Source organism: Kitasatospora sp. NPDC097643, assembly GCF_040302625.1.
Classification (GTDB): Bacteria; Actinomycetota; Actinomycetes; order Streptomycetales; family Streptomycetaceae; genus Kitasatospora.
This window is the reverse complement of sequence record NZ_JBEOSA010000005.1, coordinates 1-25663: the sequence shown is the minus strand read 5'-3', so window position 1 is coordinate 25663 and position 25663 is coordinate 1. Positions and strand designations below refer to the sequence as shown.

The window sequence follows — 25663 nt, the reverse complement described above, 5'->3', positions numbered from 1 at the left end:
GCGCCTCCGTGGCGTCGACGCACACCCCGGCACACCCCGCCGGCCCCGCAGCCGGTACCCAGCTCCTCGACCACCCCGCGCCGGACGGGCCCGAGGAGGGATTCCCGGGCCCGGAGGCCGAGGCCAACCGCCACCGGATGCCGCGTCAGACCCGCGGGGCCTCCCCGCTGCTCGGCGTCACCGCGGTCGCCGCCACCCTGGGCGCGACCGGCTTCGCCTCCGCCACCCCGGCCGCCGCGCCCGCCGTCGAGGCCCCGGACGAGACCCCGGTCGCCCTCTCCGCCGACCCCGGCCTCGCGCTCGCCGCCCGCATCCAGCTTCAGGCCGACAGCCAGCGCACCGCCGCCGAGGAGAGCGCCCGCGTGCAGGCCGCGCAGGAGGCCGAGGCGAAGGCCGCCGCCAAGGAGGCCGAGGCGAAGAAGGCCGCCGAGGACGCCGAGAAGGCCAAGGCCGCCGCGCTCACCCTGCCGTTGCGCGACTACTACCTCTCCGCCCACTACGGCCAGAGCGCCCGCTACTGGGCGCACCTGCACACCGGCCTGGACTTCGCCGCCGACACCGGCACCCCGGTGTACGCGATCGGCCAGGGCACCATCACCTCGGCCGGCTGGGCCGGCGCGTACGGCTACCGGATCATCGAGACCCTGCCCGACGGCACCGAGATCTGGTACAACCACCTCTCCGCGATCAACAAGGCCTCCGGCAAGGTCGCCTCCGGCCAGCAGATCGGCAAGGTCGGCGCGACCGGCAACGTCACCGGCCCGCACCTGCACCTGGAGGTCCGCCCCGGTGGCGGCGCCCCGGTCGACCCGGAGACCTGGCTCCAGCAGCACGGCCTCAACCCCTGACGCGACACCCCCGCACGACGAGGACCCGCACGACGAGGACCCGCACGACGAGGACCCCGAACGGCGACACCCCCGAACGACGAGGGCCCCGGCCCGCCCCACGGCGGCCGGGGCCCTCGCGCTCACTCCTCCGGCGGCAGCTGCGCCAGGTACGCGTCGATCTCCTCCTGCCCGGGCTCCGGCGCGAGCTCCGGGAACTCCTCGATCAGCAGCCGCGGCAGCCCCGGTACCGTCCACTCCCCGCACAGCACGAGCGCCGCCTCCGCCGCCGCGTCCTCGAACTGCCCGAAGTCCCCGGCCAGTTCGTCCGGCATCGGCCGCCCGAGGGCGGTCAGCTCGGCCAGGTTGCGGTAGCTGCGCCGCATCAGGCCCTGCTCCAGCAGTCGGCGCGCGCCGTCGGTGGCCATGCCGACCGAGAGCACCCGGGCCGGCCCCCACCCCTGCTCGTCGATCTCGTCCAGCCAGCCGGTCGGCACCAGTGCGGCGAACGCGGCCAGCCGCTCCTCCTCCGCGAGTGCGCGGAAGCCGGTCAGCCAGTCCCGTACCGCCGCGCCGTCCGCCCCGTCTGTGAGGTCCACGTCGTGCGCGTGCAGCAGCAGGGCGTACAGCCGGGGCCAGGTGACCAGGTCGGCGCGGCGCAGCAGCCCGGCGGCGACCTCGCCCTGCCACTCGGCCTCGGCGTGCAGCCGCTCCTGGCGCTTGGCGTTCAGCCGCCGGGCCGCCCGCTGGTGGTCGATCAGCAGTCGGACCGCCTCGCCGTACGCCAACGGGTCCTCCTCCGGCGCGGGTTGGACGTACAGGTGGAGTCGTTCGTACAGCAGGTGCTCCACCGCGTTCGAGGTCAGCTCGGGCCAGCCGTCGTGCATCCTGCCCCCGCCCAGCTCCAGCAGCGCCAGCACCGTGCGCAGCGGCGCCTCGGCCACCGGGGTGCGGCCCTGCTCCGCCGCCCAGGCGAGCAGGTCGGCGGCCCTGGTGCGCGGGGCGAGCCGCAGGTCTTCGTCGTTCATAGCCCGAACGGTAACCGCTGGTCGCGGGTGGGGTCGGCAGCCTGGTCCCGGTCCGCGTCACCGGCCCGCGCCCGGCCGTCCGCGAGCACCACCGAACCCCGGGCGCCGTCGACCGACCGGGGGGTTAACCCCACCCCCGGTCCGGCAGCGCACCGGATGCCCTCCGGCCCGCGGTTCCAGAAGACTTGAGGACGTCAGCAGGCGAGGACAGCAGCAGCCGAGAACGAGGGGCCGAGGCCGGAACATGAGCAGCATCCAGCACGCGCAGGACCGCGACCGGGACGCCTTCGGCGGGTACGGCCGTGACGGGTACCCGGGCGCCCGGGTGCGCCGGACGGAGCAGCCGCCGGCGTTCTGGCGGGCGCCGTTCTCCGCGCACCACTACCGCGAGCTCGGCTTCCTGCTGACCGGCCTGCCGGTGGCGGTCGCCGGCTTCAGCGTCGCGATCACCCTGTTCGCGCTGGGCGTCGGCACCTTCGTCACCGTCCTCGGCCTGCCGATGCTGGCCGGGCTGACCGCCGCCGGCCGCGGCTTCGGCCGGCTGGAGCGGGCCCGGGCGCGCGGCATGCTGGCCCTGGACGTGCCCGGTCCGGCACCGGTGCGTCAGGTCCGGCCGGGCGGCTGGGGGGCGATCACCGCGCGGCTGGCGGACGCGGCGGGCTGGAAGGGCGCGCTGTACCAGGTGCTGATGTTCCCGTGGGCGGTGTTCGCCTTCTCGGTGTCGCTGGTGTTCCTGGTGCTCGGCTGGGCGATGGCGCTCTACCCGGTCTACCACTGGGTCTTCCCGACCTACACCTCCTGGCACGGGTACCGGGTCTTCGACTTCCGCGACAGCGACAACGTCCGGCACGTGTACGACGTCCAGGGGGTCTGGCAGATCGCCGGGGTCTCGCTGGCCGGGCTGCTGATCGTCCTGCTCACCGCGCAGCTGGTCCGCGGCCTGACCAAGGTGCACCGGGTCGCCGTCCGGGGCCTGCTCGCCGGCTGACCCGCGCCCGCCGCTCAGCCCGCCCGAACCGGCCCCACCCGGCCCCACCCGGCCCCGTCCGCACTCCGGATCCGCTCCCGAGTGCGGACGGGGCCGGGCCGTGTTCGGATGGCCGGGTGTCCGCCGAAACCCCGGCCGTGACCCCGGGCGTCCTGGTCACCTCCCGCCCGCTGGACGAGTACTGCGGGCTCTTCGGCCTCACCCGGGCCCGGCTCGCCGCCCTGCCCGGACCGCTGCTGGACTGCCCGGGCGGCGCCGCCGGACTGGCCGCCGAGGCGCGCGGGCTCGGCTGCCGGGTCATCGCCGTCGACCCCGCGTACGCCCTGCCCCGGGCCGAGGTCGCCGCCCACGCGCTGGCCGGCCGGGCGTCGATGGCGGCCGCGATGGCGGCCCGCCCGGCCCGGTACCCGCCGCCGCACCCCCACCGCGCGGACCGCTACCTGCGCAGCTGGGACCGCGCCCGCCGGCTGTTCACCGCCGACGCGGCCGCCCACCCACAGTGGTACCTGGCCGCCGCGCTGCCCCGGCTGCCGTTCGCGGACGGCGTCTTCGCCCTCACCCTGAGCGGCCACCTGCTCTTCGCCTACCCCGAAGTCTTCGGCCCGGAGCGGCAGTTGGCGGCACTGGCGGAACTGGTCCGGGTCACCTCCCCGGCCGGCGAGGTCCGCGTCCAGCCGCTGTGCGACGGCCGCGGCCGCCGCTGCGGCCACCTCGACGGGCTGCGGTACGCGCTCGGCGAGCGCCGGATCGCCAGCGAGGTCCACCGCCTCCCGGGCGCCGGGGACGGGCGCACCCGGCGCGTCCTGGTGCTGCGGGCCGCCGACCACCGCCGCCGGGCCGCCACGCCCGGAGCCGGGGTTGCGCCTTAGGGGTTCTCCACCGGGGGCGCCTCCACCGGGGCGGGGGCCGGTGCGGCCGACTGCTGAGGCAGGAACGCCGCGACCTGAAGCCGGGACAGTATCTTCTCCGCCAGCCAGCTGCGGTCCGAGCCGTACGGGATGCCGTCCGGCAGCACCAGCTGACCGGCCACCGCGTCGCGCAGCCGCTGCGCCTCGCCGGCGGGCAGCCGGGAGAGCAGGCCCCGGGCGGCCAGCAGCGCGTGGTACTGCTCGAAGCCCGAGCGGGGCCGCTCGATCGCCTCCAGCACGCTCGGCAGGTCGGCTAGCGCGGGGTCGCCCTGCATCAGCGCGAGCGCCTGGATCCGGCGGCCCTCCGAACCGTCCGCGAACAGGTCCCGCACCTGGTCGGCGGTGAGCGCCGAGCGGCGCGCGGTCGACCGGACCTCCGCCACCACGCCCTCCGGCCCGGCCGAGGCCGAGGAGGAGGGCGGCAGCTGAGCCGCCAGCGCGGCGGGCTGCTCCGCGCTGCCGCCCAGCAGCCCGAGGTGCTGCATCGCGCGCACCCGCAGGTCGTCGGCGCCCACCTTGTCGCCCCGCCGGTCGCGGTCCTGCCCGGCGAGGAAGAGCTCCAGCGCCTGGTCGTCGGCGTTGGTCAGCACCTGCGGCAGGGTCAGGCGGGTCACCAGCCAGCCGGCCAGGAACCCGAAGACCAGGAAGTACAGCACCAGCGCGGCCGCGAACGGCGCGGCGCCGTCCTCCCCGCCGAGCGCGGGCGCCAGCGCCGCCCCGAGCTGGTGCAGCCGCTCGCCGAGCGAGCCGAGCTGGGTCAGCCCGACGCCGAGCAGCACCTTGGTCAGCCAGTCCGACACCTGCTCCAGGTTGGTGTTCGGCGCGTACGTGCCCTGCGGCTCGCCGGCGCCGCCGCGCACCCGGGGCACCCCGAACAGGAAGCCGAGCGCGCCGCCGAGCACCGCCGAGGCCCCGGCCACCACCAGTCCGCCGCCGAGCGCCTGCCAGACGTGCTCCCGGCCGAACGAGAACAGCAGCAGCCCGACCAGCCCGGTCCCGGCCAGCGCGCCGGCCGCCGTCCGCTGCACGGTCCGCAGGGCCGTCGTGGTGCCCTGCCGCGCCTTCACCATCCGCCTACCCCCTGTGCCCGCGCCGCTGCGTTGCGGAACCCCGCGCAGACTGTAGCGCTGCGGCCCCACCTCGGGAACGACCCGGGACGGCCGTGGGTACGACACACTCACCGGACGGCCCCGGAAAACGCAGACGACCCGCGGGCTGCTCCTCCGCGCCGGCCCGTGCACTGGCCAAGGCGCCGAGGCACCGGGGATGTACCGGTGAGCCCGCGGGCCGGGTGACTGCTGTGGATTTCGCCTGCCGGAGGCCAGGGGCCTCACCCTGCGCAGGCAGGGGCGGCTCTAGCGAGCAGCCACCTCACGCATCCTGATGGAACTCAACTCAGGATCACCTCCTTTCAGTGTGCCGCCACCATAGGCAGCCCACCGGGCGGAGGGCAACGGATTATTTCCCGGCCGCCGCCCGGGCGGTCCAGGGTGCTCAGGCGCTCTTGAGCTGGGTCTGGAACTTCGAGTAGTCGACGATGTTGTCGGGCGACGGCAGCTGGAGGGTGAGCGGCTTGTCGAAGTCGGTGAAGTCGACCTGGCCGGTCTCCTTGCCGGTGGTCTTCTCCATCCGCACCGGGTAGAACTTGCCCTCGGTGGCGATGTGGAGCAGCGACTCCTCGCCGTTCTCGTCCTTCTCCTTGAGGCTGAAGGTCTTCACGCCGTTGACGGTGCCGGCGGTGCCCTTGCTGGCGGTGCTCGGCGTGTCGTCCGCCATCATCTCCTTGCTCATGTCGGCGAGGTTGCAGCTGGAGGTCAGGCCCTTCATCTTGGCGTCGTCCTGGAAGCCGGTCAGCCAGCGGCCCTTGAACAGCTCGGCGATCGCGTCGCCCTTCGGGCCGCCGAAGGTCTTCCAGACCTGGGCGTCCGGCTTGATGTAGGCCTGCTTGCCGTCGCTGATGATGTCGAAGGAGCCCATGCCGGGCATGGCCATGGTGCCCTGGCACTGGCCCTTGCGGTCGAGGGCCAGGTTGAAGCTCAGCTTGCCCTCCTCCGTCTTCATGTCGGCGACGATCTTGACGGCGGTGGCCGCGGCCAGGGCGTCCTTGGCCTGCTTCTCGATCTCCTGCGCGGTCAGCTTGTCGGTGTCCAGCTTCGCGACCGTCGGGGTCGGGGTCGGCGTGGCGGTCGGGGTCGACGCCGCGCTGGTGGCGGCGGTGGTCGGCGCCGGGGCGGCGGCCGTCTCCTTGTCCTTGTTGTCACCGCAGGCGGCGGTGCCGGCCGCCAGGAGCAGACAGATGGTGGCAGTGCTGACCAGGCGCTTCGACAGCATGTGGGGGTGTCCTATCTCGGGCACGGCGGATGCGCGCGCGCCCCATGGGGGCAAAATTGCCCCTCAGTATCGATCAGCCCACGGACAGCACATCCTGGAAAGGGCCCCCGTTACAGCTTCGTGCTGCGACCGTGCCCTCACCGTGCCGGGAAACGGCGAAGGGCCCGGAGGACGAATCCTCCGGGCCCTTCGGCTACTGAGTAGCGGGGACAGGATTTGAACCTGCGACCTCTGGGTTATGAGCCCAGCGAGCTACCGAGCTGCTCCACCCCGCGTCGGTGAACACAACAATACGTGGAAGTCGCCAGGATGGGAAATCCGTTCCCCGGACCCCCTGCCACCAGGCGCTACGCCGCCTCGGCGGCCCGCCGTCCGCGCCGGGCGGTGTGCCGTGCCGTACGGGACCGCGCCCAGGCGGCGAAGCAGACCAGCGCGCCGAAGCAGGGCACCATCAGCACCCCGTACACCACCAGGAAGCCGTCCGTGCCGAGGTCGGCGGCGGCGTTCCAGGTGCCGTGCAGGGCGATTGCCGCCAGCAGTCCGGTCGGGCCGGCCAGCCGGGCCAGCCAGCGGCGGCCGGTGGTGAGGGCGACGGCCAGGCCGATCCCGGTGAGCGCGGTGAAGAGCGGGTGGGCGAACGGGGAGAGCAGGCCGCGCAGCACGAAGGTCTGCACGGTGCTGTCGAAGTCGCGCAGGCTGGGCGGGTCGCCGAGGCCGATGCTGTCCAGCCGCTGCCGCTGGTCGCTGGTGAAGGCCCGGCCCAGGTAGAGGGCGTTCTCGATGAACGCGAAGCCGCAGGCGGCCATCCCGCCGAGGACCACCCCCGCCGCCAGGGTGCGCGGCCGGGAGCGCCGGTGCGGCCCGCCGGGCGGCGCGGGGCGCAGGTACGGCAGCGGGCGCAGGTAGGGGCGCAGCCGCAGCCGGCCCCGGGCGTGCGGTCCGGCCGGGCGGCGCGCGTACGGGCGGGGGTGCCCCGGGGCGGGCGGGCGGTGCAGCAGCGGCGCGCAGGGGCGGCCGGTCCGGCGGCCGTGGCAGCGCAGCCGCTGGCCGAGCGGGAGGAGCAGGACGAGCAGGGCGGTGGCCTTGGCGGTCTCCTCGATCACCGGGGTGGCGATGCCGGCGCCCAGGAACTCGCCGAGCGCGCCCTGGTGGGAGGTCAGGTAGCCGGCCGCCCAGTTGTTGGCGAGGATCGCGACGGTGGTGGCCGCGCAGGCGCCCCAGCCGAGGCAGAACACGGTGTGCCGCAGCGGTACCCGGGCGGTCAGGTTGAGCCAGGCGAGGCCGCCGAGCACGAACGGCAGCGGCACCATGGCCAGGCCGAGGCCGACCAGCAGCCCGACGGTGCCGGTCTGCCGGTGGACCAGGTGCAGGATCAGCGCCCCGCAGCCGAGCAGGGTGAGCACGGCGGTGGCGGTGACCGAGGAGAGCGCGACCGAGCGGGACCGCCGGGGGAGCGGCGCGGCGGGGGAGGGCGGTGCCGACCCGCGCGGCCAGGGCACGAGCTGGTGGACCCGGCGCCTCCGGGGCCCCGGGATGGTCCGGGTGTCACCGGTGCGCGGGACCGTCTCCGGTGCCTCGGCGGTGGCCCGGGCGGTGGCCCGGAACCCGCCGCCGGACGGGCTGCCCACCCGGCACAGGGTAGGCCACCGCGCCCGTCCGCCGGGAGGACTCAGGACGAATCGTCCGTCCGGGGCATGACGGGTCGTTCACCGTGCGGCGGTCCGTTCGAACCGCCGCCGGGGCTCAGCGGCGGCGGAACAGCAGGTCGTGCACCACGTGGCCCTTGGCCAGGCCGGCCCGCTCGAACTTGGTCAGCGGGCGCCAGTCGGGCCGCGGCGCGTAGCCGGGGACGCTGCCGTCCGGGTGGTCCGCCGGCTCCAGCCAGCCGCTGCCGTCACCCTCGGGGTGCAGGTTCTCCAGCTCCGGCGAGGCGGACAGCACGGCCAGCATCTGCTCGGCGTAGTGCTCCCAGTCCGTCGCGCAGTGCACCAGGGCGCCGGGGGCGAGCCGGGGCAGCACGAGGTCGAGGAAGGACGGCTGGACCAGCCGCCGCTTGTGGTGCTTGGGCTTGGGCCACGGGTCGGCGAAGTAGACCCGCAGACCGGCCAGCGAGGCGTCCGGCAGCATGTCGCGGAGCAGGATCACGGCGTCGCCGGCGGCCAGCCGCACGTTCTGCGAGCCGTCGCGCTCCAGCAGACCGAGCAGGTTGCCGTGGCCGGGGGTGTGGACGTCGGCGGCCAGGATGGCCGTCGTCGGGTCGGCGGCGGCCATCGCGGCGGTGGTCTCGCCCATGCCGAAGCCGATCTCCAAGGTGACCGGCAGCTCGCCGAACAGCTCCCGCAGGTCGAGCGGGCTGCCGTCGATCGGTATGCCGTAGGTCTCCCAGCCCCGGTCCAGGGCGCCCGCCTGGGCGTTGGTCATCCGGCCCCGGCGCGGCTGGAAGCTGCGGATGCGGCGTTCGCGGTGCTGTTCCTCCGTCGCCTTGTGCGGGTACATCGGCGCGGGATAGCCGGCCGGCGCGGCGGACAGGCGGGCGGACGGCGATTGCTGGGGGATCGGGGCGGTGGCAGTCACAATCCCCCGAGTCTACGGGGCCGCCGGGCGCGGTCCGCAGGGCGTGTGACGGGGCTCATCCGATGACGGCGGCATCGGCCGGCTCGGGGCCGTTGCCGCCGGCCCGGCCGTCCGGTGGGGCCCGGCCCCGAGGGGCTCAGCCGTCGGCCTCCAGCGCGGCCAGCGCCCGGCGGGCCACCTCGCGGCCGATCGGCAGCGAGGCCGTCGCGGCGGGGGAGGGGGCGTTCAGCACGTGCACCACGCGGCGCGGGGAGCGCCGGTCGGCCGGGTCGAAGCCGGCGAAGGCGAAGTCGTCCAGCAGCGAGCCGTCCCGGGCCACCGCTTGGGCCCGGACCCCGGCCCCGGCCGGCACCAGGTCGTCCGCGGTGACGGCGGGCAGCAGCCGGCGGACGGCCGCGGTGAACGCCCGCTTGGACAGCGAGCGGTGCAACTCGCCCACCTCGTACCGCCAGTGCCGCCGGACGATCCGCCAGGTGCCGGGGAAGGCCAGCGTCCCGGCCAGGTCGCGCGGGTGGACGGTCCGCCAGTCGTACCCCTCGCGGGCCAGCGCCGGCACCGCGTTCGGGCCGACGTGCACGTCGCCGTGGACTCCCCGGGTGAGGTGTACGCCGAGGAAGGGGAAGGCCGGGTCGGGCACCGGGTAGACCAGGCCGCGCACCAGGTCCCGGCGCTCCTCGGCGAGTTCGTAGTACTCGCCGCGGAACGGCACGATCCGCACCCCCGGGTCGTCCCCGGCCAGCCGGGCGATCCGGTCGCTGTGCAGCCCGGCGCAGTTCACCAGCACCCGGCAGCGCAGCTCCCCGGTCGAGGTCTGCACCGTCACCCCGTCCGCCCGCCGGGCCACCGCCCGCAGCTCGCAGCCGGGCCGCAGCACCGCGCCCGCCTCCCGGGCCAGCCGGGCGTAGGTGGTGGCGACGGCCGGGAAGTCGCAGATGCCGGTGGTGCCGACGTGCAGCCCGGCCAGACCGGCCACCTGCGGCTCGTACCGGGCGATCCCGGCCCGGTCCAGTCCGGTGACCGGGATGCCGTTGGCCCGGCCGCGCTCGGCCAGCGCCGCCAGCCGGGGCAGCTCCGCCTCCTCGGTGGCCACGATCAGCTTGCCGGTCACCTCGTACGGGACGCCGTGCTCGCGGCAGAACGCCACCAGCTCGGCGGCGCCCTCGACGGCGAACCGGGCCTTGTACGAGCCCGGGCGGTAGTAGACGCCGCTGTGGATCACCCCGCTGTTGCGGCCCGTCTGGTGGGTGGCGAAGCCGGGCTCCTTCTCCAGCACCGCGAGCCGCAGGCCCGGCCGGGCCCGGGTCAGCGCGTACGCGGTGGCGAGGCCCACGATCCCGCCGCCCACCACCAGTACGTCGACGTCGTACGCCACCGTCCGCTCCTCGCCGTCCGACCGGCCCCCCGCCGTGGCCGATGCTGCCACGGCGGGGGGACCGGGTCGAGGGTGCCTCGGCTCGGGCTGCGGCTGCGGCTCGGGACGCGGGCTCCGGATCCGCTCGTCGCCCCCGGGCCGCTACGACTCCCAGGGGAAGCCGGTGTCCGTCCCGGCCTCCAGCAGCGGGATGAGCCGGAACGCGGCGTCGCTCAGGCCACCGAAGGTGTGCCGGTGGGCGCCGCCGCTCGGGCCGTGGCCGGCCGCGTACCCGGCCAGGTTCCAGGTGTAGACGGGCACGTGCGCCGGGACGGCGGCCAGCGTGTCGCCGTCCCGGGAGCCGGGGCCGGTCTGCTCGTCGGTGACGATGACCACCCGGTCGTGGCCGCGGTAGTGGCTGCGGAGGGCGGCGGCGGTGGCGGTGCCGCCGAGGCTGCCGAAACGCTCCAGCACCCGCAGCACCGCCTCGGCGCCGCCGAGCTCGATCACCCGGCTGCTGGTGCCGAACTCGACCAGGTCCGCGTCGGCGGCCCGCAACTTCAGCGCGGTGCCGAAGATCGCGGCCGAGTCGGCCCGGTTGAGCTCGGTCGGGCCGCCGGAGCGGTCGAACATCGAGCCGGAGCGGTCCACCAGGATGAGCGTCCGGCCGGGCAGCTCGGGCACGTTGGCGAGCGAGTGGCCGAGCGCCGTCTCCAGTGCGTGCGCCCACCGCAGCGAGGGCGCGTGCCGGTACGCGGCCAGGTAGCGGAACGGGAACTGGCGCGAGCGCCGCACCTCGTCCGGGTCGGAGATCCGCCGGGCCACCTCGGCCGCGACGGCGTCCGACACCCGGGCCCGGTCGAAGTTGCGCAGGTTGCGCACCAACGCCATCGGGCCCATCGAGGGGATGACCGCCTCCCAGACCGCGGCGTCCAGCGGCCCCTGGAGCCAGCCGGCCAGCGCCTCCCAGGTCAGCCCGGCCGCGGCCAACCGCTCCGCGCCGCCCTCGGCGGTCACGGCCGCCCGGCGCTGCTCGACCGGCAGCGCGAGCAGCTCGCGGTTGGCGGTCAGCACCCGGTCGGCGGCCGGCGGGACGGCCTCCTCCGGGCGGTGCCGGCGGTCCAGCGCGTACTCGAACAGCGCACCCTGCCACGGCTTCTCCGGGTCCGGCGAGGGGTGCGTCAACTCCAGGACGTCGCCGAAGCGGTAGCCCTTGCCGGCGGTGTCGTACTTGAGCAGCGAGCGGGCGTGGTAGAGCCGGCGGACGGCGTCGGCGATGCCGCGCTTGAGCGGCTTGGGCAGCGCCCGGCCGTAGCGGGAGGTCCAGTAGGCGAGCAGTTCGCCGGGCTCGTCGGCGCGCCGCAGCACCGCGTCGACGGCCTGCCGGGAGTAACCGTGGGCACCGGCGTCCAGCCGGGCGCGGGTGAACTCGGCGGCGCCGACCAGGGCCGCGGTGCGCAGCTGCCCGTCGGAGCGCAGCCAGCGCAGCAGGCCGAGGGTCCACTCCGGGTCGGCGACGGCGAGTTCGCGCACCAGCGCGGTGTAGCGGTCGTCGCGGTCGCCGGCGTTCTCGTAGAAGGTGTCCTGGCCGACCATGTTGGCCACCGAGAGCAGGAACAGCTCGGACTTGGCGTCCCGGACGAAGCCGGGGCCCCCGTTGTGGTTGACGGTGCGCCGGCCGGTGGTGGTCACCGCCGAGCGCGGACTCGCCTGGGCGGTGCGGACGTTGAATCGGGACATGGTGCGGCCCCCCTCGGCCTGCTGGTGGAACACGGGAGGGAGGCATGGCGGAGAAGGGGTGCCCGAGATCGTGTCGGCCCGGCGGCCGACGTCGACGGAGGTGAATGCCTTGCGCGCTACCTGATTGCGCCAACGGCCGCGCTCGCGCACGGCACGCCCGGGATTCGAACCCGGAACCCCAAGATCCGAAGTAACCCCCGCCTGCGCACCGGGCACCCCGGCGCACTGCCTCCCGAGATCAAAGGCGGCTGCGGTGTTTCGCGGGTTCGAACCGCAGCGCCCTGAGGGCGCCTTGCCAAGAAGTAACCGCTGCCGACGCACCGGGAGGTGCGGAAAAACTATTCACATGTAGGTGTCCAGAGATCGAAGGCGGCTGAGGTCATAGCTGCTCTACCGACTGAGCTACACCGGCCCGAAGCCGATGACGGGACTCGAACCCGCGACACGCTCCGTTTCAAGGAAGTAACCCCGGCCTGCGCACCTGGACGGGAGAAACCGTAGCGAGGCCGCTCCCGTCGGCGCATCCGAATTACCCGTCGCCCTTCCCCTTCGGTCCCAGGGGAGTTCAGGCCGGCGCGACGATCACCGTGCGGGCCCGCTCGGTCAACTCCCGCACCCTGCGCTCGCCCTGGAACGGCTCCAGGCGGCGCAGCATCTCCACCACGTACTCGCGGCTGCGCTGCGAGGAGATCCGGCCGGCCACCTCGACGGCGCGTTCGCCCGCGGCGACCGCGGCGTCCAGGTTGCCCGCCTCGGCCTCGGCCATCGCCGAGACCACCAGCCGCAGGCCGTGCGAGCGGACGAAGCCCTCGGTGGGCGTGGCCAGCGCCTCGCGGGTGAACTGCCGGACCTTGGAGGGCACTCCGAGGTCCCGGAAGCACTCGGCGGCGTCGGCGGCGAGCCGGTCGTAGGCGTAGAAGTCGATCCACGCCGGATCGGGATCCCCGGCGCGTGCCCGTTCGAGTGCGCTCTCCGCCGCGCCGAGCGCCGTCGCACACGCCGCGGCATTGCGGGCCTTGGCCTGGGCACGTGCTTCCACCAGGTGGAAGAAGCTCATGGTGCGGGCGGTGGCGAGGCCCCGGTTTCGCTCCAGTGCGGCCTGGGCGAGGTCCACCGCCTCCTCGGCGAAGCCCCGGTACCCGGCCTGCAAGCTCATCGAGGCGAGCACGTAGCCGCCGAGCGGCACGTCGGCGGCGGCGCGGGCCAGCCGCAGGGCCTGGATGTAGTACCGCTGGGCGGCCTCGTGCTGCCCGGTGTCGAAGGCCATCCACCCGGCCAGCCTGGTCAGTTCGGCGGTCGCGCCGAACAGCGCCCGGCCCACCGCGTCGCTGTACGAGGCGAGCAGCAGCGGCGCCGCCTCCACCCGCAGGCACTCCGGCACCATCGACGAACGCCAGTCCCCGCCACCGTACTTGGAGTCCCAGCGGCGGGCCTCCTGGGCGGCCTCGCGGAGCTTGGCGGCGTCCGAGTGGCCGACCCGGTAGGAGGAGACCTCGCTGGGGGCACGCGGCGCCTCGCGGGCCACCGAGCCGTCCGCCGGGGTGATCAGCCAGCGGGAGACGGGCGTCGCGTAGGCGGCGACCGAGAAGGTGCCGGCCAGGCTGTCGCTCCACCGGCCGCCGCCGGGGCCCCGGCGCAGGTCGAGGTCGACCCGCCACAGGTCGGTGGCGGAGCGGACCGCCTCGGCGACGTCGCGCGGGAAGGCCAGGCCGAGTTCGGGCGCCGGGTCGGTGTCGCCCAGGCCGATCTCCTCCAGCGGGACGGGCCGGCCGAGCTTGCCGCCGATCGCGGTGGCGATCAGGTGCGGGACGGGCCCCTGCGGGACCATGCCCTTGCTGACCCAGCGGGCCACCGAGGTCTTGTCGTACCGCAACGTCAACCCGCGTTGGGCGCCGAGGTCGTTGACCCGGCGGGCCAGCCCGGCGTTGCTGATCTGGGCGAGGGTCAGGAGCGTGCCGAGCCGTTCGTTCGGTCCTCGTGGGCTGACGGTCATGGTGGCGGCGGCACCTCCTGCGGCCTCGTGCGCGGGGCCCGGGCGGCACCGGGCCGTAGCTGCTGTACCTAGAGTAGTCGGACGCGTTCCGACGGTTAAGAGGCCGCATTCCGGATGGCGGGATCGCGCACCCGGGGGCGCAGCGCCGGGCCGTCGCCGCGAGTGGTCCGGACCATCCGGAGCGGGCCGGGTGCGCCGCGCGCCGGAGCGTCGTGCTCCGGTCCCGTGTTCACGTGCGCCCGGCCGTGCCCCCTGGCTCGACCGGCTGGTCGGCGATTCGCTGGTGGTCGTGGGTCGGCCCGCCGTCGAGGACCCGGCGGGCCGGGGGAAACCGCCGCCTCAATCCCCGCGGGCGGCGGCCGGGTCCGGGAGGGCGTGCGGATGCCCTCCCGGACCGGGCGACGCCTTTCGGCCATCTCGCGATGCCCATGCCAAAGGCGTTTCCGCGAGCGGTCCGGGCCGGGGAGGGGGAGGCCCGGCCCGTCGCGTGTACGGGGTCGCACCCCGTCAACACCCGTCGGTGGAACCGGAACCGACAACACCGGCCACCGGAGCGCCAACCGGTGGCACGATGTCTCCTGACGGCGCACCGGCAGACGAGGAGCGGTCGCCCCGGCACGTCGCGGGTCGGCGCGGGGCCGCCCGCGGCGGCGGACGCGCCGCGCGGGTGCAGGTCCTCGTCCGGTGGAGGCGCGATGCGGTGGCTGACGGGCTGGAGCACGGGCACGCCCCGGGCGGGCGCACCGGCGCCCGACGCACCCGGCACGGTCGCGCCGATCGCCGCGCGCCCCCTGTGGAGCGGACCCAACCCGCTCTGGGCCGTCGGCGACTGGCGGCCCGAGGAGATCCGCCTGGTCACCCTCCGCCCCGGCGCCCCCGCCGCCGTCAGCACCGGCCCCGTCGCCCCCGACCCGGTCGAGGACACCCCCGCCACCACCCGCCTCGCCGTGCTCGGGCACTGCGGCGCCACCGACGCCGAACTCGCCGCCGGCCTCGCCGCCGCCCGCGGCGGCGCCGTCCGCCACCTCACCGCCTGGCCCGGCAGCTACACCGTCGTCCTGCGCACCGGCACCCGCTCCACCCTGCTGCTCACCGACCTGGCCGGTGCCCAGCCCGTCTTCCACACCCCCTGGGGCGGCGGCACCGCGTACGCGACCGCCGCGCTGCCGCTCGCCGACCTGGTCGGCGCCCCGCTCGACACCGGCCACCTCGCCGCCCGGCTCGCCTGCCCCGAATCCCCCGAGGCGCTCGGCACCGGCACCCCGTACCTCGGCGTCCAGCGGGTGCCGCCCGGCCACGTGCTCGCCATCCGCGGCGGCCGCCCGTACCTCTCCGGCTACGACGAGCCCGGCGCGGTCGGCGAGCAGCCACGCGGCGAGGCCCCGGCGGTGCGCGAACTCACCCGCGCGCTGCTGGAGTCCGTCCGCTCCCGGGTCCGCACCACCGCGCCCGCGCTCTCCGGCGGACGCGCCAGGCTCGGCGTCGACCTCTCGTACGGCACCGCCTCCGCCACCGTCGCGCTGCTCGCCGCCGCCGTACCGCTCCCGCCGGTGCCGGTGACCGCCGCCGCGGAGCCCGGACCGGCCGTCGGCGCCGGGGCCAGGAGCGGCGCCGTCAAGGGCTCCTGGGCCCGGGCCGCCGCCCAGGAGACGTCCGCGCCCGAGCAGTTGGCCGCCGTCACGCTCGGCGAGACCGACCCCCCGGCCACCCTCGTGCTCGCCCCCGACACCCCCCGGCTGCGGCACACCGTCCTCGACCCCGGCCCCGACACCCTGCCGTACGCGGGCCTGCGTGCCGACCCGCAGGCCGGGCGGCTCACCGACGAACCCGGCCCCGAACTCGTCGCCGCCGCCCGGGCCGAGGCCCGCTTCGACGTCGGCGGCGCCGACCACCTCACCGGCTACGGCGCCCGGCAGGTCCTCGACGGCCACCCGGCCCGGCTCGCCGACCTGCTCCGGGCCGGTCGCTCGCGCGAACTGCTGCCCCCGGTCGCCGCGCTGGCCGGCGCCGACCGCGCCGCCGTGGGCGTCCTGGCCGGCGCGCTGCGCACCCCGCTCACCGTGGTCCGGGCCGCCCACCGGCTCTCCCGGGGCCGGTACGCCGAGGCGCTGGACGACGCGGCCGCCAAACTGACCGCCCGCCACGTCCCGGACGGGAGCGGCACGGCCGGCGACCGCTCGGCCGGCGACCTGCTCTGGTGCGTCCCCGGCCCGGCCGCCCGCTGGCTCTCCGACGACGCGCTCTCCTCGGTCGCCCTCCGGCTGCGGCTGGCGGCGCGCAACCCGGCGCCCGAGGAACACCCGGGCGCGCGCCGGGCCCGGCACGCCCTCCACCGGCACGCACGCTCCTTCCGCACCCTGGTCCACGCCGCCGAACAGCCCGGCCAGCGGCTGCACGCGCCCTTCCTCGACAACCAGGTGGTCCGCGCAGCCCGGCTGCTCCCCGACGACATCCGGCTCCAACCCGGCGCCCGGCACGCCCTCCTGCACGCCGTCCTCACCGGCGCCGGCCGCACCGACCTGCCCCCCGACTGGGGCCGCGGCCCCCGCCCCGACCGCACCGCCCCCGTCCGGGCCGGCCTGCGGCTCGCTGCCGACGGCCTCGCCGAACTCTTCGACGCCCCCCTCCTCGCCGAAGCCGGCCTGATCGACCTCCCCGCCGTCCGCGCCGGCCTCGCCCACTCCACCGACCCCGCCACCCCGCTCTCCCCGGCCGCCCTCGCCGGGCTCGCCGAACTGGTCTCCACCGAACTCTGGCTCCGCCGCGTCCGCGCCCGCCGCCACGGCGCCTGCTGGACCGGCCTCCCCCTCACCCGCCCCCCAGCCCTCCCCCCGGTCCACCTCCCCTGACCCACCACCCTGCGGCGTCCGCCCCGGGGTCGGGCCCGGCGCCCCTTCGCCCGGGACTGTCCGCTGCCCCGGCCCGGCCGCGCCGTCCGCGCTGCGTGCGTCACCCCGGTCTGCGCACCCGCCCGGCGGCGTGCGCCCGGGCGGGTCTCGACGGCGTCCCGCTCCCGGGTCGGCCCCCGTCACCCAGGGCCGCCCGTCGTCCGGCGTGCCGTGCACCCCGGCTGCCCCTCCCCTCCCGGCGCGGCTCGGGGGGCGGGCCGTGGCTGCGGGGCGATCATGGCGGGGCGATTCCTCGAAGTCCGGTCGCTCAGGAGGAGGTCCGTGGTGGCGAGTGGGAGCCCGGAGCAGTCCGTCCCCGTGGTGCTGTCGGTGCTGGGCCGCCCGCCGTCCGGGCGGCCGCCGGGGGTGCTGGCGGCGTGCGACGGGTCGGACGGGGCGCTGTGGGCGCTGGACCGGGCGATGACCGAGGCGGAGCTCTTCGGGCTCCCGCTGTACGTGCTGGCCGTGGTGAACCCGGCACCGGCCGGCTACCCGCCGGGGATGGCGGAGCTGGTGCAGGAGAGCGTGGAGACGCTGGTCGAGAGCATGGCGGACGGGCTGCGCCGGTCGGTCGCCGCCGTGCGGGGGCAGCGCCCGCACCCGTTCGCCGGGGAGATGTCGCTGCACGTGGTGCTGGGCAACGTGGTCGAGGTGCTGCTGGAGGCCTCGACCCGGCAGCACACCCTGGTGGTGGGGACCAGGGGCAACGGCGGCTTCACCCGCCTGCTGCTGGGTTCGGTGAGTTCGGCGGTGGTGCACCACGCGTCCTGCCCGGTGCTGGTGGTCCCGGCTCCCGTGGACGCCTGAGCGGCGCCCCCGCCGGTGGTGCCGGGAATGTACCCAGATGGTTCACCGTTCACCTATCTCGACATCCCGTCCACCCCTCCCCACCCCCTGGAGCCCCGCGTCATGAAGGTCGAAATCTGGTCGGACATCGCCTGCCCCTGGTGCTACATCGGCAAGCGTCGTTTCGAACAGGCGCTGGAGGGCTTCGCGGGCAAGGACGACGTCGAGGTGGTCTACCGGCCGTACCAGCTGGTCCCGGACGCGCCCGCGACGGCGAGCCCGCACCGGGCGTGGCTGGCCGAGCGGTACGGCCCGCAGTCGGTCGCGATGGACGCGCGGGTGGCCGAGCTGGGTCGCGCCGAGGGCATCGCGTACGACTTCGACGCCGCGCTGCACGCCAACACCTTCCTCGGCCACCGCCTGCTGCACCTCGCCGAGACCGAGTACGGCCCGGCGGTGCAGGGGCGGCTGAAGGAGGCGCTGCTCAAGGCGCACTTCAGCGACGGCGTGGACGTCGGCGACCGCACCGCGCTGACCGACGTGGCCGTGGCCGCCGGCCTGGACCGCGAGCGGGTGGCCGCCTACCTGGCGGGCGACGAGGGCGCCGCCGAGGTCCGCGCGCAGCTGGCCGAGGCCCGGGAGCTGGGCATCACCGCGGTGCCGACCTTCGTGTTCGAGGGCAAGTGGGCGGTCCAGGGCGGCCAGGAGGCCGAGACCTTCCGCAAGGTGCTGGAGCAGGTCGCCGCCGAGATCGGCGAGCGCCGGCCGGCCCCGGTCCCGGTCGCCCCGGCCGGCGAGGCCTGCGCCGACGGCTCCTGCGCGATCTGACCCCGGAGCCCGTCCGACCCCGGTGCCGGTCTGATCCCAGAGCCCCGCTGACCCCGGAGCCCGCCCCCGGGCGTCAGCCCCCCGAGGCCCGTTTCAGGAACACCTGAAGCGGGCCTCGGCCCAGTCCGCCGCGCTGAGCGCCGACCAGATCCCGTCCACCGGAGTGACCACCAGCCGGATCGACTGCTGCCCGGCCAGCGGCACGTGCACCGGCACCGCGTCGTCCCCGACGGCCAGCGCGGGGGAGCGCCACAGGGTGGCGCCGTCGCCGCTCTGGACGGAGAAGACGACGCCGCCGGGCAGCGGCGTGCCGTCGTCGACCCCGGCCACCGCGTCGAAGGACGTGCAGCTGCGGTTGAGGTCGATCACGGTGGTCGCCGGGGCGTGCACGGTGATGGCGTGCGGGTGGTAGTCGCCGCCGATCCAGGCGCCGCCGCGCTGCCAGAACCAGTCGCTGCCCTTCTGCCGGATGCTCGGCCCGGGCTGCGGCGCCCGGTGGTTGCCGGGCTTGACCACGGGCAGCGAGTCGGCCCAGAAGTCGGTGGGTGCGGGCGGGGTGACGGTCGGGGTGGGCACCGGCGGCGGGGTGGGCGTCGGCACGACCGGCACCTCGGGCGTGGGCACCGGCGGCGGAGTCGGCGTCGGTACGACCGGCGGGGCCGGGGCCGGGGCCGGGGGCGGCGGCGCGGGGGTGGCGACGACCGGCTGCGGGGCCGGCGGGCTGCTCGGCGCGGGCGGCGGTGTGGTCCTCGCCGCCGGGGTCGGTGCCGCGGTCGGCCTGGGCGCGGGCACCGGTGTGGGGCTGGCGCTCGGGCTGGGCGCGGGCGGCTCGGGGGCCGGTTCGGCGCTGCTGGGCTCCGGGGCGGGCGCGGGTGGCGCGGGCGGCACGGGCGCCGGGGCCTCGGGGGTGGGGTCGGCCGGGGCGGTGGTGGCCGGGGGCGCGGCCACCGGGGGCTTGGCCTCGGGCGAGCCGGTCAGCGCGTACGCGGCGACGGCGGCCGCGGCCACCGCGACGGCGGCGGCGATCCCGGCCTTGGCGGCGGTGCCCAGCCCTTCGCCGGCGAGGGCCGCGGCGCTGCTCCCCCCGGAGGCCCCGGCCCCGCCCGCACCTCCCGCCGCACCGGCCGCACCCGCGCTCGCTCCCGCACCGCCCCCGGAGGCCGCGGCCGCCGTGCCCGCCACCGCACCGCCGACCGCCGCCGCACCGCCCACGGCGGCCGCGGCGGCACTGAACCCGCCGACGCCGACCCAGACGAGCACGCCGCCGGGCAGCAGCGCACGCAGGCCGGTGTTGATCTCGGACAGTTCCAGGCAGGCGGCCGTGCAGCGGTCGCACTCCTTGAGGTGGCGCCCGACCTCCGCCGAGGCCCGCTTGCGCAGCGAGCCGCGCGCGTACGCGCCGAGCCGGTTGGCGTACGCCTCGCAGGAGCTGGCCTGGCTGCCGGAGACGTGCGCCTGGAGGAACGCGGCGGCCAGCCGGTCGCGCGCGCGGTGGGCCTGGACGGCGGTGGCGTTGGCGGTCTTGCCGAGCATCACCGCGACGGTCTTGGGGGACTCCCGTTCGACCTCGGTGTGCCAGAGCACCACCCGGTCGTCCTCGGGGAGTTCGGCGTAGGCCTGCATGACCATGCGCTGGTCGGCCATGGCCATGGCCCAGGCGTCGGCGCCCGGGTCGGCCAGGTCGAGGTCGACGACGGCGGCCGAGGTCTGGGCGAACACGCTGAAGTCGTCCACGAGTTGCTCGCGCCGCTCGCTGCGGGTCCAGGCGGCGGCGACGTTGCGGACGGCGGTCAGCAGGTACGCGCGGACGGCGAACTCCGGCCCCTTGCCCGCCCGCAGCGCCTGAAGGGTGCGGGCGAACACCTCGCCGGCCAGGTCCTCGGCGGTGAAGCTGTCCCGGCAGCAGGTCCGCGCGTAGCGGCGCACCGAGTCGGCGTGCCGGCGGTAGATCTCCTCGTACGCGGTGTCGTCGCCGGCCCGTACGCGGGCGGTCAACTCGGCGTCGGAGGGCGGGCGCTCGCCGTCCACGGGGTCGGCGGGGGCGGGGACGGTCGGCCGGACGGCGCGGCCGTCGCCGACGAACGCCTCGGGGCCGACGAACGCCTCCGGGGCGACGCCGCCCTGCCCGGCCGGGGCCTGGCCGGGCACGCGACCGGGCGGGAGCGCGGCGGAGGAGGCGGAGAGGGATTCGCGACTGGGCATGCCGGCCTGGTCGGGGACGTGGCCGGCGGTCGGGCCGGTGCCCGACCCCGGTGCGGTGCCGGGCACTTGGGCGGGCCCGCCGGCGGACGCGGCGGAACCCCCGCTCAGGCCGCCCGACATGCCGCCTGACCGGCCGCTGCCCGACCTGCCGCCCGACAGCCCTCCGGACGGGCCGAAGTCGAGGCCGAAGCCGTAGTCGTTCTGTTCCTCGGCGCTCACAACGGACCCCAGATTCCACGACAGCCCCCGCAGTGTGGCAGGGCGCGCGGGAGTGCGTGGGCGCACGGTCTCCCGGGGTGCGGCGCCGACGGCGCGCGAAGGGCGCGCATCGGGACATTGGCTCCAACCACGGGCAAAGGATGGCATAGCGCAGAGATGGGCGGTAGCCGGACCGGCCGTCACCCACTCTTCCGAGGGGCCGTCGCGGATGTGTTCGGCCAGCGTGCGGCGGCAGGTTGTGCGCCGCCCGTGCCCGGCGCGCGGAGTGTGTTCGCGCGCCGGTGTCCTCGCCAACTCCCCTGCCGGTCAAGCCCCGGCAGGCCTGGTCAAGCCCCGGTCAAGCCCCGGCAGGCCCGCCGAACCCGACGGCCGAACCGGCGGAAGGGCGTCAGCGTGCCCGCAGGCCGTCCAGCAGGATCTGCAACAACCGGTCCGAGGGACCGGGCACCGCCTGACCGTCCGTCTGCGGGGCGACGGCCGCGAAGCCGCCCGTGGTCGGGGCCGTCCGCGCCGCGTGCACCGGCACCGAGGCGGTCAGCACCAGCACCACGTCCGCGACGGTGACGCCCGGCCGCAGTTCCCCGGCCGCACCCGCGCGGGCCACCAGGGCGGCCAGCAGTTGCAGCAGCAGCCGCGGATCGGCGTCGGTCGCCGACGGCTCGCCGCCGCCCGGGATCCCGTCCGCCGAGGCCCGGAGCTCCTCGCCGAGCAGCTCGAACCGGCCGAGCGCGGACGCCTCCGACCCGCGCTGCTCGGGCACCCGGCCCAGTTCCTCCGCGTACCGGAACGCCTCCGGCGGCAGTAACCGCCCGGCGCCGGTGCTCACCGCCCGCGCCAGGTACCCGGCCAGCGCCTCCCAGGCCCCGCCGCCGCCGTACAGCGACTCGCGCGCCTGCGCGGTCAGCCAGGCCACCTCCTCGGCGGCGATCCGCTGGACCAGCACCTCCTTGCTCGGGAACCGCCGGTACACCGTGCCGACCCCGACCCCGGCCCGGCGCGCGACCTCCTCCATCGGCGCGCCGTACCCGAACTCGCCGAACACCTCGCGGGCGGCCCGCAGCACGCTCTCCAGGTTCCGTCGGGCGTCGACCCGCAACCGGGCGCCGGGTACGGGCGCGGCGGCCTGCGCCGGCTCGGCCCGGTACGGGACGCCGGCGTACGCCGTGCCGTGCGACGACAGGTCGACCGGCCCGCGCTGCTCCGGCACCATGCCCTGGCCGGTGTGCGGCGCACTCGCCCGGCCCAACACCTGCTCCTGTTCCATCATCCCAACTCTCCCCCGCAGGCGCCCGAACCCGGACCCTGTCGTCGCCCGCCCCTGCACCCCCCGGTGCAGCTCAGCCCGTCAGAAATGACCCGATGACCCATCGCTCGTGCCGCCCGTCGCGTTCCGGTGACCACGGTTCGTGCCGCCGGGCCGGTGCAGTCGTCCGGCCCGGCGCGTCGGCACCGTCCGGGGCCTCATCCGGGAACTACCCTTCCCCGGATGACCGCCCCGCAGTCGGGTTCTCGCGCCAACGCTGGAACTGGCCGTAATGGCCGCTCCACGGTGCGTCGCCGTCGATTGTCATGACGGTGGCCGCCCCGGCACACAATCCGACCATAGTTCACGGCACTTCGCGGCCGAAAGTGCGTCAGAAAGTCGCCCAGTAGGCACAACTGGCCTCACCCGCCGCTCCCGCCCCACCCGACCCGGTACGGACTGTGGACAAGACGGCCTCCGGCGGTCCTTCATAGGGGGCGGATGAGGGGAGACCCCCGGCGACGGCCGGGGCGAAACGTCACATCGGCAGGAGGTGCACCATCAGGATCCTGATCGCCGGCGGCGGCTGCGCCGGGATGGCCACCGCGCTGCACCTCCAGCGCGGCCTGCGGGAACGGCTCCGGCGCGGCGAGGTGGAGATCACCGTCGTCGAGCCCCAGGCATACCTCACGTACCAGCCGCTGCTGGCCGAGGTCGCGGCCGGCTCGATCGACCCCCGGCACGTCGTCGTCCCGCTCCGCCGGGCCCTGCCGCACTGCCGGGTGCTGACCGCCCGGATCACCCGGATCGAACACGCCGCCCGGCGCGCGTTCGCCGACACCGCCGGGCCCGGCGAGACCCCCGCCCCGGTCGAACTCCCCTACGACCTCCTGGTGGTGGCGCCCGGCTCGGTGTCCCGGACGGCGCCGGTCCCCGGCCTGGCCGAGCACGGTCTCGGCTTCTCCACCGTCGGCGACGCCGTCCACCTGCGCAACCACGTCCTCGAACAGCTCGACCTGGCCTCCGCCACCCGGGACCCGGCCCTGCGCCAGGCCGCGCTCACCTTCGTCTTCGTCGGCGCCGGCTACGCGGGCGTCGGCGCGCTCGCCGAACTGGAGGACATGGCCCGGTACGCGGTGCGCGGCTACCACAACGTCGGCGTGCAGGACCTGCGCTGGATCCTGGTCGAGGCCGCCGACCGGATCCTCGCCGGCGAGTCGCCCGAGCTCGCCGAGCACACCCTCGGCCAGCTGCGCGAACGCGGCGTCGACATCCGGCTGCGCACCACCCTGGAGTCCGCCGTCGGCCAGGTCGCCGCGCTCTCCGACGGCAGCCGCTTCGGCGCCCGCACCCTGGTCTGGACGGCCGGGGTGCGCCCGTCCCCGCTGCTGCGCGACACCGACCTGCCGTTGGACACCCTCGGCCGGGTCCGCTGCCTGGCCACTTTGCAGGTCGTCGGCCCGGACGGCCGCGCGCTGCCCGGCGCCTGGGCGGCCGGCGACTGCGCCGCGGTGCCGGACCCCGGCGCGGACGGGGCGCCCTGCGCACCCAACGCCCTGCATGCGCTGGCCCAGGCCGAACTGCTCGCCCGGAACATCGCGGTCGCCCTCGACAGCGGCCCGCACGCGCCGGGCCTGGTCCCGTACCGGCCGGACGGCGCGGCCTGTTCCACCTCCCTGGGCCTGCACCGGGCGGTCGCGCACACCCGGCGGGGTGCCCGGCTCACCGGTCGGCGGGCCTGGTGGCTGCACCGGGCCCGGCACCTGCGGCGCCTGCCGAGCACGGAGCGCCGGGTGCGGGTGCTGATGGACTGGGTGCTGGGCGGCGTCTTCTCCCGCGAGGTGGTCTCGCTGGGGGCGGCGGAGCACCCGCGTTCGGAGTTCGAGGCGGGGTTCGGGCGAGGGCCCGAGGGTGGTCCGGACGCGCCCCGGTGAGCGCCCCCGGCGCCCGCGGCGGGCGGCGATCGGACGGCCACGCCGGGCGCGCGACTTCCGGAATCGGCCCTCCGCCTGACAGGATCAGCCCAACCTAGTCATTACCCGGTGTGTCAGAGTGCACACAAAAAGTGATGATATGCCTGGAAAACGAGGAAGCGGCCGTCGTTTGAACCTCATGCGCTGGAGCGCCCGGCTCACCGGAGTCCCTTGGCGTGCCGCCCCGCCGACCACGGTCGGCACCGACGACGGCGCGCCCTGCGCCGACGGCGTCGTGGTGCCCGGCCCGCGCGACCCCACCAGCCCGGCCACCGCCGCCGAACTCCTCGACCTCCACAGACCCCAGAACCTACGGGAGGTGCTCAACCGCATCCCCGCGCCCGTTGCCGTCACCTACGGCCCGCTGCACCAGCTCGGCTACGCCAACCGCGCCTACCGCGAACTCTTCGGTGACCGCTCCACCGGCCTACCCGCCTCCGAGGCCCTCCCCGAACTCGGCACCATGGGCGTGCTGCCCCTGATGGACCAGGTCATCCGGGGCGGCCGCCCGCGCAGCGTCAAGGCCCGCTGCATCCTCGGCCTCACCGGCAACCGCTACTACAACGTCTCCTGCGTCCCGCTCGGCCACGGCGACACCGGCGACACCCCCGCCGAGGGGCCGCCCGCCGGCGTCCTCATCTTCGCCGCCGAGGTCACCGACCAGGTCCTCGCCGCCGCCCGCCTGCGCGAAGCCGAACGCCGTCAGCGCGAGGCCGCCGTGACCCTCCAGCGCAGCCTGCTCCCGCAGAAGCTCGACCAGCCGGCCGACCTGCGGGTCGCCGCCACCTACCAGCCGGGCGGCGCCGAGGCGGCCGTCGGCGGCGACTGGTACGACGTGATCGCCATCGACGGCGGCCGAACCGCCCTGGTGATCGGCGACGTGATGGGCCGCGGCCTGCGCGCCGCCGCCGTGATGGGCCAGCTGCGCACCGCCGTCCGCGCCTACGCCCGCCTCGATCTGCCCCCGCACGAGGTGATGCGGCTGCTCGACGGCCTCGCCATGGAGATCGACGCCAACCAGATCGCCACCTGCACCTACGCCGTCTGGGACCCGCAGCGCCGCACCCTCTCCTACGCCTCCGCCGGCCACCTCCCGATGCTGCTGCGCTGCCCCGACGGCACCGTCCTGCGCAGCGAGGAGCAGAACGGTCCCCCGCTCGGCACCGGCGGCGGCCTGCACGTCTCCCACACCCTGCGCCTGCTTCCCGGGACGACCGGCGTCCTCTACACGGACGGCCTGGTCGAGCGCCGGGACGAGGACATCGACCAGGGCCTCGACCTCCTCGCCCACACCCTGACCGGCGCCGTCGGAGCCCCCGAGGTGATCTGCGCCCGGCTGCTCCGGGCGATGGGCGTGACCTCCGACCACGACGACGACGTCGCCGTGCTGGCCTTCCACCTGCCCGCGGACGAGACCGCCGGCGACCCGGAACCGGGGGCTTGACTCGGCCACCCGAGAGGTCTAGTGTTCTTCGAGCTGCCTGGCAGGGAGCACCGGACACGCATCGGCGCGGACGGTCCCGGGGCAGCCAATCCCTAGAAACACCACTTCCCAGTTCGGGCTGGGTCGCGTCGTGCCTTTTCGGTTTCGCGGCCTGGGTCTGTTTTGGCGTGTCTGTTTATATGGATTGCGGCTGGATTCGCTTTTCGGAGCGGGGATCGGCTAGAGTTTGAAACGTCGGACGGGGGGTCAAACCCCGAAAGACACCGGCAAGTTGGATGAACGAAGCCCCGGAAACGGAGCGGAAAACATCTGATAAGCTGGAAACACGAAAGAACGAAGC

The 25663-nt window shown here is 75.9% G+C and carries 17 protein-coding genes, 1 tRNA gene and 1 pseudogene; 8 read left to right on the top strand and 11 right to left on the bottom strand.

What is annotated here, in order from left to right; translation table 11 throughout:
- The first annotated feature begins 8 nt into the window (after positions 1-8).
- A complete protein-coding gene (locus ABTY15_RS05125) occupies positions 9-848 on the top strand; it encodes a M23 family metallopeptidase (RefSeq protein WP_350576234.1) in 840 nt (279 codons plus the stop codon).
- 122 nt (positions 849-970) lie between these two features.
- Here the strand turns inward: ABTY15_RS05125 and ABTY15_RS05120 are convergent, their stop codons facing one another.
- Positions 971-1855, bottom strand: coding sequence for a hypothetical protein (locus tag ABTY15_RS05120; protein WP_350576232.1), 885 nt, complete (start codon positions 1853-1855; stop codon positions 971-973).
- A 244-nt stretch (positions 1856-2099) separates the two neighbouring features.
- On the opposite strand from ABTY15_RS05120, the gene ABTY15_RS05115 reads away from it, so the two are divergent.
- Positions 2100-2843, top strand: coding sequence for a sensor domain-containing protein (locus ABTY15_RS05115; RefSeq protein ID WP_350576229.1), 744 nt, complete (start codon positions 2100-2102; stop codon positions 2841-2843).
- A 116-nt stretch (positions 2844-2959) separates the two neighbouring features.
- On the top strand, positions 2960-3712 hold the full coding sequence (locus ABTY15_RS05110) for a hypothetical protein (protein ID WP_350576226.1): 753 nt from the start codon (positions 2960-2962) through the stop codon (positions 3710-3712).
- On the opposite strand, the gene ABTY15_RS05105 is transcribed toward ABTY15_RS05110, so the two are convergent.
- The 8 genes from ABTY15_RS05105 to ABTY15_RS05070 all read right to left on the bottom strand — a co-directional run bounded on the left by ABTY15_RS05105 (position 3709) and on the right by ABTY15_RS05070 (position 13740).
- Positions 3709-4821 (bottom strand): hypothetical protein, encoded by a 1113-nt coding sequence (locus tag ABTY15_RS05105; protein ID WP_350576223.1) that lies wholly within the window; start codon positions 4819-4821, stop codon positions 3709-3711. The two genes, ABTY15_RS05110 and ABTY15_RS05105, sit on opposite strands and share 4 nt — an antisense overlap.
- A 424-nt stretch (positions 4822-5245) precedes the next feature.
- Positions 5246-6082, bottom strand: coding sequence for a hypothetical protein (locus ABTY15_RS05100; RefSeq protein WP_350576220.1), 837 nt, complete (start codon positions 6080-6082; stop codon positions 5246-5248).
- Between the two features lie 201 nt (positions 6083-6283).
- Positions 6284-6357: transfer RNA gene (locus ABTY15_RS05095), tRNA-Met, on the bottom strand.
- 72 nt (positions 6358-6429) lie between these two features.
- Positions 6430-7710 (bottom strand): PrsW family intramembrane metalloprotease, encoded by a 1281-nt coding sequence (locus ABTY15_RS05090; protein WP_350576217.1) that lies wholly within the window; start codon positions 7708-7710, stop codon positions 6430-6432.
- 115 nt (positions 7711-7825) lie between these two features.
- A complete protein-coding gene (trmB, locus tag ABTY15_RS05085; RefSeq protein ID WP_350576211.1) occupies positions 7826-8656 on the bottom strand; it encodes a tRNA (guanosine(46)-N7)-methyltransferase TrmB in 831 nt (276 codons plus the stop codon).
- 136 nt (positions 8657-8792) lie between these two features.
- Positions 8793-10028, bottom strand: a complete 1236-nt coding sequence (lhgD, locus tag ABTY15_RS05080; protein ID WP_350576206.1) for an L-2-hydroxyglutarate dehydrogenase — start codon at positions 10026-10028, stop codon at positions 8793-8795.
- 141 nt (positions 10029-10169) lie between these two features.
- Positions 10170-11747: a TROVE domain-containing protein gene (locus ABTY15_RS05075; protein WP_350576204.1), complete on the bottom strand. Its 1578-nt coding sequence runs from the start codon at positions 11745-11747 to the stop codon at positions 10170-10172.
- 565 nt (positions 11748-12312) lie between these two features.
- Positions 12313-13740, bottom strand: a complete 1428-nt coding sequence (locus tag ABTY15_RS05070; protein WP_350576201.1) for an NsdA family TPR-like regulatory protein — start codon at positions 13738-13740, stop codon at positions 12313-12315.
- A gap of 695 nt (positions 13741-14435) precedes the next feature.
- On the opposite strand from ABTY15_RS05070, the gene ABTY15_RS05065 reads away from it, so the two are divergent.
- The 3 genes from ABTY15_RS05065 to ABTY15_RS05055 all read left to right on the top strand — a co-directional run bounded on the left by ABTY15_RS05065 (position 14436) and on the right by ABTY15_RS05055 (position 18242).
- Entirely contained in the window at positions 14436-16589 is a 2154-nt protein-coding gene (locus tag ABTY15_RS05065; RefSeq protein WP_350576199.1) for an asparagine synthase-related protein, read from the top strand.
- 324 nt (positions 16590-16913) lie between these two features.
- Entirely contained in the window at positions 16914-17435 is a 522-nt protein-coding gene (locus ABTY15_RS05060) for a universal stress protein (protein WP_350576196.1), read from the top strand.
- 102 nt (positions 17436-17537) lie between these two features.
- Complete coding sequence (locus tag ABTY15_RS05055) at positions 17538-18242, top strand: DsbA family oxidoreductase (protein WP_350576193.1); 705 nt, start codon at positions 17538-17540, stop codon at positions 18240-18242.
- Positions 18243-18335: 93 nt separating this feature from the next.
- On the opposite strand, the gene ABTY15_RS05050 is transcribed toward ABTY15_RS05055, so the two are convergent.
- Both ABTY15_RS05050 and ABTY15_RS05045 read right to left on the bottom strand, forming a co-directional pair.
- Positions 18336-20663, bottom strand: a complete 2328-nt coding sequence (locus ABTY15_RS05050; RefSeq protein WP_350576190.1) for a sigma-70 family RNA polymerase sigma factor — start codon at positions 20661-20663, stop codon at positions 18336-18338.
- Positions 20664-21051: 388 nt separating this feature from the next.
- Positions 21052-21930, bottom strand: a complete 879-nt coding sequence (locus tag ABTY15_RS05045; RefSeq protein ID WP_502893425.1) for a TetR/AcrR family transcriptional regulator — start codon at positions 21928-21930, stop codon at positions 21052-21054.
- A gap of 518 nt (positions 21931-22448) precedes the next feature.
- Here ABTY15_RS05045 and ABTY15_RS05040 point away from each other — a divergent pair.
- Together ABTY15_RS05040 and ABTY15_RS05035 are read left to right on the top strand one after the other, a co-directional pair.
- Positions 22449-23840, top strand: a complete 1392-nt coding sequence (locus tag ABTY15_RS05040; RefSeq protein ID WP_350576732.1) for an NAD(P)/FAD-dependent oxidoreductase — start codon at positions 22449-22451, stop codon at positions 23838-23840.
- A gap of 169 nt (positions 23841-24009) precedes the next feature.
- Positions 24010-25293: pseudogene (locus tag ABTY15_RS05035) on the top strand (SpoIIE family protein phosphatase); the annotation flags it as partial.
- Positions 25294-25663: the final 370 nt, after the last annotated feature.

Coding starts and splice junctions, on each gene's coding strand:
- ABTY15_RS05055 (WP_350576193.1), top strand. CDS start 17,538: ATGAAGGTCGAAATCTGGTCGGACATCGCCTGCCCCTGGTGCTACATC.
- ABTY15_RS05075 (WP_350576204.1), bottom strand. CDS start 11,747: ATGTCCCGATTCAACGTCCGCACCGCCCAGGCGAGTCCGCGCTCGGCG.
- ABTY15_RS05045 (WP_502893425.1), bottom strand. CDS start 21,930: ATGATGGAACAGGAGCAGGTGTTGGGCCGGGCGAGTGCGCCGCACACC.
- ABTY15_RS05070 (WP_350576201.1), bottom strand. CDS start 13,740: ATGACCGTCAGCCCACGAGGACCGAACGAACGGCTCGGCACGCTCCTG.
- ABTY15_RS05065 (WP_350576199.1), top strand. CDS start 14,436: ATGCGGTGGCTGACGGGCTGGAGCACGGGCACGCCCCGGGCGGGCGCA.
- ABTY15_RS05120 (WP_350576232.1), bottom strand. CDS start 1,855: ATGAACGACGAAGACCTGCGGCTCGCCCCGCGCACCAGGGCCGCCGAC.
- ABTY15_RS05115 (WP_350576229.1), top strand. CDS start 2,100: ATGAGCAGCATCCAGCACGCGCAGGACCGCGACCGGGACGCCTTCGGC.
- ABTY15_RS05100 (WP_350576220.1), bottom strand. CDS start 6,082: ATGCTGTCGAAGCGCCTGGTCAGCACTGCCACCATCTGTCTGCTCCTG.
- ABTY15_RS05105 (WP_350576223.1), bottom strand. CDS start 4,821: ATGGTGAAGGCGCGGCAGGGCACCACGACGGCCCTGCGGACCGTGCAG.